Source organism: Bacillus sp. AM 13(2015), assembly GCF_001518755.1.
GTDB lineage: Bacteria > Bacillota > Bacilli > Bacillales > Bacillaceae > Bacillus > Bacillus safensis.
The window spans coordinates 51,956-62,716 of record NZ_LKCP01000072.1; the positions used below are offsets into that span (position 1 = coordinate 51,956).

Here is a 10,761-nt window from a genome sequence, read left to right on the forward strand (position 1 = left end):
TCCTTTATTCGATTATTTCGTCAGTGCTGTTTCCTTCACATGCGGAAGAACAGTATCTTCATAAATTTCCGTCGGGTATTTCCCAGTAAAGCATGCTAAGCATTGACCGCGCTGCGGATCATCATACTTTCTGCCAATCCCGTCCATTAAACCGTCTACAGATAAAAATGCAATGGAGTCTGCACCGATTTCCTGTCTAATTTCTTCCACTGAATGAGAAGAAGCAATCAGCTCTTCATGTGTGGACGTATCAATTCCATAAAAACACGGATGTGCAATTGGCGGTGAACTAATGCGGACATGGACTTCCGTCGCACCCGCTTCTCTTAGCATCGTCACAATGCGGCGGCTTGTTGTTCCGCGTACGATGGAATCATCCACCATCACGACACGCTTTCCTTCGACGACCCCGCGCACAGCAGACAGCTTCATGCGCACGCCCTGCTCACGCAGTGCTTGAGACGGCTGGATAAAGGTTCTGCCGACATAACGGTTTTTAATTAAACCGAGCTCATATGGAATACCTGTTGCTTCGGCATATCCAATCGCTGCAGAAATACTCGAATCTGGTACACCTGTCACAACATCTGCTTCGACATGTGCTTCCTCAGCAAGCTTTTTGCCAAGGTTCTTTCTCGCACTATGCACGTTGATGCCATTGATATTGCTGTCAGGTCTTGAGAAATAAATGTATTCCATGCTGCACATGCTGCGGTTAATATTCATGGAGAAGCGCTCAGATTTGAGGCCTTCATCATTAATGATCAGCATTTCGCCAGGCTCCACATCTCGTAAATACGTGGCGCCGACAACGTCAAATGCACATGTTTCAGAAGCAACGACATAAGCGTCCCCAAGCATACCAAGTGAAAGCGGACGTAAGCCGTTCGGATCAAGTGCCACAATCATTTCAGTTTCCGTCATAATTAAGAAAGCATATGCTCCTTTAAGCATGGACAGGGCATTTTTGATCTGCTCTTTCAATTCAATATAGCCGCTGCGCTTAATTAAATGAGCGAGCACTTCAGTGTCAGAAGATGTCTGAAATATACTCCCCTGGTTCTCTAGTTGCTGCTTTAATTGCGTTGCATTCACTAAGTTCCCATTATGAGCAAGGGCAAGACTGCCGTTGTTTTGCGAGCGGAAGAAAAGGGGCTGCACATTTTCAAAGCCGCCTCCGCCTGCTGTCGCATACCGGACATGTCCGATTGCACCTTTTCCTTTCAAATCCTTTAGCTCACCGTTTTGAAAGACTTCCGTAATCAGTCCAAGGCCTTTATGTGCCGTCAGGTTTTCACCATCTGTTGCAATGATTCCCGCACCTTCTTGTCCTCGGTGCTGAAGACTATGCAATCCGTAATATGTGATTTGCGGGGCTTCTTCGTGTCCCCAAACCCCAAAGACGCCACACTCTTCGTTTAAGCCTCTGATTTCAGCAAGCATGGGATCGCTCCTTTCCATGCGCGTTCAAGTTCGTTGACCGCTGCATGAATCCATTGTTGTCCTTCTTGATTTTTGACGGTGAATACACCATCATTTGTGACCGTTCCAACTTCTTTCGCATCTTTGACAGCCGCAGCAAATGCTTCGCGGTGCTCTGGTTTCACTGTGACAACAAAACGTGACTGCGTTTCACTGAATAATGAAGCTTCGCTGTTTAAACCCAATTGGATTTGAGCGCCAAGACCGTCTGTTCCAAATGTACTTTCAGCAAGTGCGACACCAAGACCGCCTTCAGACACATCGTGTGCTGATTGAACAAGTCCGTTTTGAATCGCAGCAAGAAGGGCTTCCTGACGCGTGAGCTCTACATCCAAATCAATTTCTGGTGCTTTTCCGTAAATACGGCCTTCTGTCATCTTCTGAAGCTCACTGCCTGCGAATTCTTCCTTCGTCTCACCAATCACGAAAATCACATCGCCAGCCTGCTGGAATGACTGCGTCGTAATATGAGCTGTATCTTCGACCAAACCAACCATCCCAATGACTGGTGTTGGGTAAATGGCTGTTCCATTTGATTCGTTATATAAAGAGACGTTACCACCGATAACTGGTGTGCTTAGCTTGCGGCAAGCTTCGCTAATACCGTCAGCAGATTTTTCAATTTGCCAGAAAATTTCTGGTTTCTCTGGGTTACCGAAGTTTAAGTTATCTGTTACTGCAAGCGGACGAGCGCCTGAGCACACAATGTTACGTGCTGCTTCTGCGACTGCGATTTTCCCGCCGACCTCTGGATCAAGGTACAGATAACGTGCGTTACAATCGGTTGTCATCGCAAGGGCTTTTTTCGTTCCACGGATTCTTAAAACGCCCGCATCAGAGCCTGGTGCAACGACTGTATTTGTCCGAACCATGTAGTCATATTGATCATAAACCCATTCTTTACTTGCAATTGTTGGCTGCTGGAGAAGCTGCTTTAACGTGTCGGCTGCATCTGTGATAGCAGGTGCTTCAACTTTTGTTTCTAAAAACTCACGATAGTAGGCAGGCTCACTTGACGGCTTGTGATAAACCGGCGCTTCTTCTGCAAGCGCGTCAACAGGAAGCTCACATACCACTTCACCTTGGTGAAGTAAACGAAGCATTTTATCGTCTGTCACATGACCGACTGATACCGCTTCAAGATCGTATTTTTCAAAAATATCAATGATCTCTTGTTCACGGCCTTTTTCAATGACCAAAAGCATTCTCTCTTGAGATTCAGAAAGCATCATTTCGTATGCTGACATGCCTGTTTCACGCTGCGGGATGAGATCTAGATTCATCTCGATACCAGAACCTGCTTTACTCGCCATTTCCGCACTTGAGCTTGTTAAGCCAGCCGCTCCCATATCCTGAATCCCAACGAGTGCATCGTTTTTGATGACTTCAAGGCACGCTTCAAGCAGCAGTTTTTCCATGAACGGATCACCGACTTGAACAGCTGAGCGTTTTTCTTCTGATTCATCAGAAAATTCCTCAGACGCAAATGTTGCACCGTGAATTCCGTCACGTCCCGTTTTGGCACCAACGTACATGACCGTGTTGCCAACACCTTTGGCCTGCCCTTTTTTAATGTCCTCATGGTTGATTAGTCCAACACACATTGCATTCACGAGCGGATTGCCTTCATAGCTTTGATCGAAATGAACCTCTCCGCCGACTGTTGGAATTCCGATACAGTTTCCATAGCCTGCGATCCCTGCCACTACTTCTTCAAACAAGTACTTCACGCGCGGTGAAGTCAGTTCACCAAAACGAAGAGAGTTTAATACAGCAATCGGACGTGCACCCATGGAGAATACATCACGGATAATTCCGCCGACACCTGTCGCCGCTCCTTGATACGGTTCAATCGCAGATGGATGGTTATGTGATTCGATTTTAAATACAACCGCTTGGTTGTCTCCAATATCAACGATTCCAGCGCCTTCCCCAGGACCTTGAAGGACATGTTCTCCTTTTGTCGGGAATTTGCTTAAAACAGGCTTTGAGTTTTTATAACTGCAATGCTCTGACCACATGACAGAAAAAATACCCGTTTCTGTGTAGTTTGGCAGCCTGCCAATAATGGATTCGATTAAAGCGAATTCTTCATCACTCAATCCCATTTGCTGATACAATTTCTCTTCTTTAATTTGCTTGTGACTTGGTTCAAGCAGTAGTGACATGAGTGTCCCTCCAATTTTTCACGATAGATTGAAACAATTTAAGTCCGTCTGCGCTGCCTAGTAATGAATCAACCGCGCGCTCAGGGTGCGGCATCATGCCGAGTACATTGCCCTCTTCATTCGTTACACCTGCAATTCTATTCACACTGCCGTTAATATCGTCTCCGTAAGTGAAAGCGATTTGGCCACGTTCAATGAGCTTCGCTAGAGTGTCTTCATCACAGTAGAAGTTGCCTTCACCGTGCGCTACAGGAATCGTAATGGATTCGCCTTTTTGATAACCGCTTGTAAATTGTGTTTCGTTGTTTTCTACAATGAGTTCAACTGGTCGGCAGATAAACTTCAAGTCTTTATTTCGTCTCATCGCACCCGGAAGAATGCCTAGCTCCTGAAGAATTTGGAACCCGTTGCAAACACCAAGAACAGGTTTTCCTTCCTCAGCTGCTTTTTTCACCGCCGGCATGATGTTTGAGAAGCGGGCGATCGCACCACATCTTAAGTAATCCCCATAAGAGAAACCGCCTGGTACGAGTACACCGTCAAATCCGTCAAGACTCGTTTCGTCGTGCCATACATATTCAACTTGTTCACCTAGCTCATCTTGAATCGCATGGTACATATCGATATCACAGTTAGAGCCAGGCAAGACGATCACTGCAAACTTCACTGTGCGACAACCTCCTCCACCTCATAGCGGTAATCTTCAATCACCGTGTTGGCAAGTAATTTTTCGCACATTTCTTTGACGACTGTGTCTAAATCACGATCTGATTTTTCAATGACAAGCTCCATGTATTTACCGATACGGACATCCTTTACTTCCTGATAAGACATGCTGTGCAAAGCGTGCTGCACGGCACTTCCTTGTGGATCAAGAACGCTCTCTTTTAAGCTGACAAAAATTTTCACTTTATACATGTTTATGGCCTCCAAGTCTTTTGAAAATTTCTTCGTATGCATTCGTTAAGCCGCCCAGGTTTCGTCTGAACACGTCTTTATCAAGCTTTTCGTTTGTATCTTTGTCCCAAAGCCTGCACGTATCAGGTGAAATCTCATCAGCTAGCAAAATACGATTCTCGTGATCTATTCCGAATTCAAGCTTGAAATCAATTAAATTCACATGACAGTCTGAGAAGATTTGCTTTAATTCTTCATTCACTTGTCTTGTGATCTGTTTCATTTCCTCTACCTGTTCAGGTGTGGCTGCATGTAAAATGCGAATATGATCTTCTGTAATGAGCGGATCGCCGAGTGCATCATCTTTGTAGTAAAACTCAATCAAAGGTGTGTCCAGTTTCGTTCCCTCTGGAATGCCAAGCGTTTTGACATACTGCCCGCCACTACATTTCGTACAACGACTTCAAGCGGAACAATCTGTACCTTTTGAATGAGCTGTTCTGTTTCAGAGAGGCGTTTTACAAAGTGATTGTTGACCCCTTTTTCATGCAGCATTTGAAAGATTAAGCTTGAAATCTCGTTGTTCAGTCTGCCTTTGCCTTCGATTTCAGCTTTCTTTTCGCCGTTAAATGCTGTAGCTGAGTCTTTATATTCAACATATAAAATATGCTCGTCATCGGTCTGATAAATTCTTTTTGCTTTGCCTTCGTAGAGAAGTTCTTGTTTCACAGTCATTCAGGTTGGCCTCCTAATTTGAATGTTGGCAATTTTCAGGATTGGGCGCCTGGCGAGCAGGCGGCCCATTTCTTACGCAAGACCTAGACGTTCGAAAATCATATCGACATTTTTCAAATGATAGTTGTAATCGAAGCAGTCAGCGATTTGTTCAGGTGTTAAACGTGACGTGATTTTTTCTTCTGCTTCTACTAATGAACGGAACGGCACTTGCTTCTCCCACGCTTCCATTGCCTTTGGCTGAACCGTGTCATATGCCTCTTCACGTGCCATGCCTGTATCGATTAAGGCAAGAAGAACGCGCTGTGAGTAAATTAAGCCAAGTGTGCGGTCCATGTTGCGTTTCATGTTCTCAGGGAAAACCGTTAAGTTTTTCACGATGTTTGAGAAACGGTTGAGCATATAGTTCAGTGCAATCGTAGCATCTGGTAAAATGATGCGCTCAGCAGATGAATGAGAAATATCACGCTCATGCCAAAGCGGTACATTTTCATAAGCTGTCAGCATATATCCTCGGATCACACGGGCAATCCCAGTCATATTCTCAGAACCGATTGGGTTACGTTTATGAGGCATCGCTGATGATCCTTTTTGTCCTTTTGCAAAGAACTCTTCTACTTCACGTGTTTCACTCTTTTGAAGACCACGGATTTCAACAGCAAATTTCTCAATGCTCGTTGCCACTAAAGCAAGAGTAGCCATATAATCTGCATGGCGGTCACGCTGCAAGGTTTGGGTTGAAATTGGTGCAGCTTTGATGCCAAGTTTCTCACATACATATTGCTCAACAAACGGGTCGATGTTCGCATATGTGCCAACAGCTCCAGAGATTTTGCCGTATTCAATGCCAGCTTTTGCTTGTTTAAAACGTTCTAGGTTACGCTTCATTTCTTCGTACCAAAGACCAAGCTTCAGGCCAAATGTTGTCGGTTCAGCGTGTACACCGTGTGTACGGCCCATCATGACGGTATATTTGTGCTCTTTTGCTTTTTCTTTTAGTATGTTAACAAATCTCTCAATGTCCTTGAGCAAGATATCATTCGCCTGTTTTAATAGATATGAAAGCGCCGTATCCACTACGTCTGTCGATGTTAATCCGTAATGAACCCACTTTCTTTCTTCTCCTAGAGATTCAGATACAGCACGCGTAAAGGCAACCACGTCGTGGCGCGTGTCTTGTTCAATCTCCAGAATACGTCCAATATCAAAGCTTGCATTCTTGCGCATTGTCACAACGTCTTCTTTCGGAATGACACCAAGCTCTGCCCAAGCTTCACAAGCGAGAATTTCTACTTCAAGCCATGCATTAAATTTGTTTTCCTCTGTCCAGATTGCTGACATTTCTGGTCGTGCGTAACGTTCGATCATTTCCCGTTTCCTCCATCTCTTTCAGTCCATATCTTTGTGATGTTTGTCATCCATTCATCATCGAGCTTTTTCATAAACGTCATATGCCCCATTTTGCGGCCGGCTTTTACTTCATGCTTTCCATATAGATAAAGCTTCGCTTCTTTGAGAAGCTCAGGATGCTCTTTTGGAATGTCCACTTCATCGCCTAATAAATTCACCATCATTCCCTCTGATAAAAGGGCTGTACCGCCAAGCGGCAGACCACATATAGCACGGACGTGCTGTTCAAACTGACTTGTCTCACATAAATCGAGCGTATAATGACCAGAATTATGCGGGCGTGGTGCCAGTTCATTGACGAGCAGCTTTCCGTCATTTGTCAGGAACAGTTCTACAGCAAGAGTACCAACCAGCCCCAGCTTTTCAGCCAGTGTTGTTGCAAGTTCTTTCGCCTTCTCCTGAATGCGGTCCTCTACCCTTGCAGGTACAATGCTTTGGAACAAAATATTATGCTTATGAATGTTCTCAGCGACTGGGAATACTGCGATCTCTCCATGAACAGAACGAGTGACGATCACCGAAAGCTCCATTTGGAATGGAACCCAGCTTTCTAAAATACATGTTCCATGTGCGAGAAGTGCAGCTGCTTCCGGAAGCTGTCCTTTTTCTTTGATGACGTACTGTCCTTTTCCATCGTAGCCGCCTCTGCATGTTTTCAGCACGGCTGGCAAACCGAGCGCGTCCACGGCATCTTCCAGCTCTTTTTCATCATGAATGATGCGGTAAGGTGCTACTTCACAGCCTGCGTCTACAATCCCTTTTTTCTCAGTCTCACGATTTTGAGTTAAAAGGAGAAGGTCGCTTCCTTGTGGTAAATAGGCTTCTTCCTTCAGCTGATTCAGTGCATCATAATCAATATTTTCAAACTCATAAGTCACCACATCGCTGATTTCTGCCAGCTTTCGAATCGCTTCAAGGTCACTATATGCGGCTGTGATTTCTGTATCGGCAACCTGTCCGCAAGGAGATTGTGTGACCGGGTCTAGAACTGCTGCCCGGTACCCCATTTGCTTTGCGCTGACAGCCATATATCTGCCAAGCTGTCCGCCGCCAATGATACCGATGGTTGCGTTTGGAAAAATGGTCTGCTTAGCCAAGCTGATCACTGCTTTCTAGTACAGTTTGTTTTGTCTGCTCTCTTCTTTCTTCAAGGCGAGCTGCGACCTTTTCATCAAATGCTGAAATCATTTGTGCGGCAAGAAGGCCTGCATTTGTTGCACCGGCTTTGCCAATTGCTACTGTAGCAACTGGGACACCGCCTGGCATTTGAACGATGGATAATAAGGAATCCAGCCCGTTTAGTGCTTTTGATTGTACAGGCACACCAATGACCGGCAGTGTCGTTTTTGCTGCGACCATCCCCGGTAAATGTGCTGCGCCTCCAGCACCGGCAATGATGACCTTTAGTCCTTTACCTCTTGCTTCAGTCGCATATTCAAACATCAAGTCAGGTGTCCGGTGTGCGGATACTACCTGTTTTTCATACGGAATGTTTAATTCCTCTAAGATGTCGCACGCATTTTTCATTGTTTCCCAATCAGATGTACTTCCCATGATGACACCTACAAGCGGCTTCATTTTGTCCCCACCTTTAAGCTGATATTCGATTTTGTATCGTTTGACACGCTTCCCAAACCTAAGCAGCTTGTCAAACGCCGAACAAAAAGGCCCGATTTGCATTGCATTGTTAGGAAGCAACACAAACCGGGCCATGGTAAGCGCTGTTCGCTTTTGAATTGCCATGTCAGTTTTGTTCACTATCCTGCATAGTCCAGTCATTTACGGTAACTGGGTAGAAACTTATGGGCCATATTCCCAAGATTATATGAGGCTCGTGTTTTGATTTCATGTTTATCTTAACAACGGATGTTCATGATGTCAACGGATTTATCGAACAATCTATGAAGTCGTCGTTTTAATGTTCGGATTTAGACTATTTTTCCTTCAAATACGATTTTTTTCCCAATAGGAATGATCTGAATCGACCCATTTTCCTTCTTTTCTTGAAAAATTGGCTCCTCCATTCGTCTGACAGGCGAGTAGCCTTCCGCTGCCATCTGGGACAACACTTGATCAATCGTCATGTTGTCTTCCACATAGAATTTTTTCTTCTTTGGTTTTGCGGTCATTCTTTAATTCTCCTTTTCTTCACAGCCTTCACCCAGAAGCCGCCGTGAATCGATTTGGGCTCATATGAAATGATAAACGCCTTTGAATCCAGCGTCTTAATCGTTTCATATAATTGCAGTTCATATTTTCTCGGTGTTAAAATTTGCAATGCTGTCCGGTCTCCTTCAAGACCGCCTGCTACCCAGCTGGTGACACCATATCCTTTTTCTCTCAATTGTCTTGGGAGATCGACATCCAATTCTTTTGTGATCACGTTAACAGTTGTGTAGCCAAGTGCCAGCTTCTCTTCAATTTTCATCCCGACAATGATCCCCATTCCATAACCTAGGGCATACGCAATGACATTTTGTATTTGATCTAAGTTATCTAGAACGATACTTAACCCAATGACATAAATGAGCATTTCGATCGTACCCGCAAAAGCAGCTGCGTACCGTCTGCCTTTCATTGTTAAAATTAAACGCATGGTGGAAAAAGAAACATAGACAATATTAATCACTAAAATGATTAAAACCATGGTGAACGCATTGGATAAAAGTTGTTGAAGCACGATTCGAACCCCCTGCACTAAAAAATCAAATAAAGCACCCCATATTCTACTAGAGAACATACCTTGATACAATCAAATTTACGCGATCAAAACACATATATCTTTCGACAACAAGGGTGGTGTTTGTTACCAAGAGTTTACCCGTTTTTTTCTCTTCTCAACATGAAAACCCCCTTTTTCAAAAAAGGAGGTTTTCATGTGTGTTTTATCCGAATCGAACAGGAACAAGTGATGGAATCAAATACTCCCCGACTATGCCCCAGAGCAGCGCAATGATGACAAGCTCAACCAATAAAAAGACCCAGCCCGCATACATCAAATCTCCACGTTCGGCATCATGCTCCGATTGAATCGAGCGAAAGAGCACGACCGCAATCAACTGAAGGCCGACAAATATCATCACGGATAATATGACGGTCACATATGGAATATTCAGCATGGCAAATACAAGCCAAAGGATGGATAAAACCAACACCGGCACAAGCGCAGCACCAAACTTCATGATCACTTCTTTCAGTGATATGTTTCCTTTTAGCATGTATTTTCCGAGCAGCCAGACAGTGAGCATCATCAATGTCAACACAATGAGTGTAAAGACTGCAACCCTCAAAAAGGCGTCACCAAAAGAATAATGAATGCCAAAGCCTAATAAACGGGTTTTTGACGCCTTTAATTGAACATAGTTGCCTAAAGCAAAAAACACACTGAATAACACAATCGAGATCCAGGCGTACTTCATACGCAATGTTTCCGCTTGATTGATGGCCTTGCTCGGTGATTTTAACATCGCCAGTCCATATGAACCATAACGCTTAAACGCGCCTCCTGCACCTTGCAGCATACGCTGGATGGTTGAACGCTCATCATCCGCTGATTTTGAGATTCTTCCACGTTTTGCAGCGCTGCGGCTGAGGCGGGATTGCCTTGTTTCTTGATCTATTGATGACTCTTCATTTTTCTTTTCAGATGTCCCCTGATCTTGATCTTTCTCTAACATCTCATATCAACTCCTATCCAATCCTTACAGGTTCAAGTGAATGAACTGTTCGGATGACTCCTCTTAAAGTAGCGGAGTCTCTCTATTCAGTCAAGATTCCTTGACGTTCATACGAATAGACGGATAAAAGGCAGCAGAGGTTTTAAATAAGACAAAACAAAAAAGCTGACGGCCTCCATCAGCTTTTTACCATGTTGAAATCCGTCAAGAACGATAGTGACTCCGCTTTCCTTGCTGAACCCGGATATTCTCCTGATGAGCGGGGAACCGAGTCTTTTTGGTCGAATCGACCTGTGTAATATGTCCATTATGAATGGTGATGACCACTGATCCATAGTCGATCCCTTTTAAGGCAGATAAAATATAATTCAGCTTTTGTTCATCCATCGCTC

11 protein-coding genes, 1 pseudogene and 1 riboswitch are annotated in these 10,761 nt (G+C 44.4%); all 12 genes and pseudogenes read right to left on the minus strand.

The window, feature by feature from the left end:
• Positions 1–12 precede the first annotated feature (12 nt).
• A complete protein-coding gene (gene purF / locus AOQ70_RS12425; RefSeq protein WP_039183010.1) occupies positions 13–1,443 on the minus strand; it encodes an amidophosphoribosyltransferase in 1,431 nt (476 codons plus the stop codon).
• The gene (gene purL, locus AOQ70_RS12430) at positions 1,419–3,650 is read right to left on the minus strand and encodes a phosphoribosylformylglycinamidine synthase subunit PurL (RefSeq protein ID WP_047202804.1); all 2,232 of its coding nucleotides are present in this window, start codon (positions 3,648–3,650) and stop codon (positions 1,419–1,421) included. Before purL ends, purF begins: the two co-directional genes overlap by 25 nt.
• Positions 3,634–4,317, minus strand: coding sequence for a phosphoribosylformylglycinamidine synthase subunit PurQ (purQ, locus tag AOQ70_RS12435; RefSeq protein ID WP_024424510.1), 684 nt, complete (start codon positions 4,315–4,317; stop codon positions 3,634–3,636). Before purQ ends, purL begins: the two co-directional genes overlap by 17 nt.
• Entirely contained in the window at positions 4,314–4,568 is a 255-nt protein-coding gene (gene purS / locus AOQ70_RS12440) for a phosphoribosylformylglycinamidine synthase subunit PurS (protein WP_003214349.1), read from the minus strand. Before purS ends, purQ begins: the two co-directional genes overlap by 4 nt.
• A pseudogene (purC, locus tag AOQ70_RS12445) lies at positions 4,561–5,282 on the minus strand (phosphoribosylaminoimidazolesuccinocarboxamide synthase). The gene purS and the pseudogene purC overlap by 8 nt, the downstream one beginning before the upstream one ends.
• Before the next feature lie 72 nt (positions 5,283–5,354).
• The gene (gene purB, locus AOQ70_RS12450; protein ID WP_059376577.1) at positions 5,355–6,650 is read right to left on the minus strand and encodes an adenylosuccinate lyase; all 1,296 of its coding nucleotides are present in this window, start codon (positions 6,648–6,650) and stop codon (positions 5,355–5,357) included.
• Complete coding sequence (purK, locus tag AOQ70_RS12455) at positions 6,647–7,789, minus strand: 5-(carboxyamino)imidazole ribonucleotide synthase (RefSeq protein WP_059376579.1); 1,143 nt, start codon at positions 7,787–7,789, stop codon at positions 6,647–6,649. The genes purB and purK overlap by 4 nt, the downstream gene beginning before the upstream one ends.
• Positions 7,782–8,270, minus strand: coding sequence for a 5-(carboxyamino)imidazole ribonucleotide mutase (gene purE, locus AOQ70_RS12460; protein WP_024424506.1), 489 nt, complete (start codon positions 8,268–8,270; stop codon positions 7,782–7,784). The genes purK and purE overlap by 8 nt, the downstream gene beginning before the upstream one ends.
• Before the next feature lie 169 nt (positions 8,271–8,439).
• A riboswitch (purine riboswitch) is annotated at positions 8,440–8,541 on the minus strand.
• A 79-nt stretch (positions 8,542–8,620) separates the two neighbouring features.
• Positions 8,621–8,821 (minus strand): NETI motif-containing protein, encoded by a 201-nt coding sequence (locus AOQ70_RS12465; RefSeq protein ID WP_012009137.1) that lies wholly within the window; start codon positions 8,819–8,821, stop codon positions 8,621–8,623.
• The gene (locus AOQ70_RS12470; protein ID WP_024424505.1) at positions 8,818–9,372 is read right to left on the minus strand and encodes a DUF2179 domain-containing protein; all 555 of its coding nucleotides are present in this window, start codon (positions 9,370–9,372) and stop codon (positions 8,818–8,820) included. The genes AOQ70_RS12465 and AOQ70_RS12470 overlap by 4 nt, the downstream gene beginning before the upstream one ends.
• Before the next feature lie 205 nt (positions 9,373–9,577).
• The gene (locus AOQ70_RS12475) at positions 9,578–10,369 is read right to left on the minus strand and encodes a hypothetical protein (protein WP_059376581.1); all 792 of its coding nucleotides are present in this window, start codon (positions 10,367–10,369) and stop codon (positions 9,578–9,580) included.
• Between the two features lie 204 nt (positions 10,370–10,573).
• Positions 10,574–10,761 (minus strand): YezD family protein (locus AOQ70_RS12480; protein ID WP_442854381.1); only part of this gene is annotated, 188 nt, incomplete at its 5' end.

Bases quoted from the DNA above. Each gene is read 5' to 3' on its own strand.
- AOQ70_RS12465 (WP_012009137.1), bottom strand. From the start codon at position 8,821: ATGACCGCAAAACCAAAGAAGAAAAAATTCTATGTGGAAGACAACATG.
- purF (WP_039183010.1), bottom strand. From the start codon at position 1,443: ATGCTTGCTGAAATCAGAGGCTTAAACGAAGAGTGTGGCGTCTTTGGG.
- purE (WP_024424506.1), bottom strand. From the start codon at position 8,270: ATGAAGCCGCTTGTAGGTGTCATCATGGGAAGTACATCTGATTGGGAA.
- purB (WP_059376577.1), bottom strand. From the start codon at position 6,650: ATGATCGAACGTTACGCACGACCAGAAATGTCAGCAATCTGGACAGAG.
- purL (WP_047202804.1), bottom strand. From the start codon at position 3,650: ATGTCACTACTGCTTGAACCAAGTCACAAGCAAATTAAAGAAGAGAAA.
- AOQ70_RS12475 (WP_059376581.1), bottom strand. From the start codon at position 10,369: ATGTTAGAGAAAGATCAAGATCAGGGGACATCTGAAAAGAAAAATGAA.
- purS (WP_003214349.1), bottom strand. From the start codon at position 4,568: ATGTATAAAGTGAAAATTTTTGTCAGCTTAAAAGAGAGCGTTCTTGAT.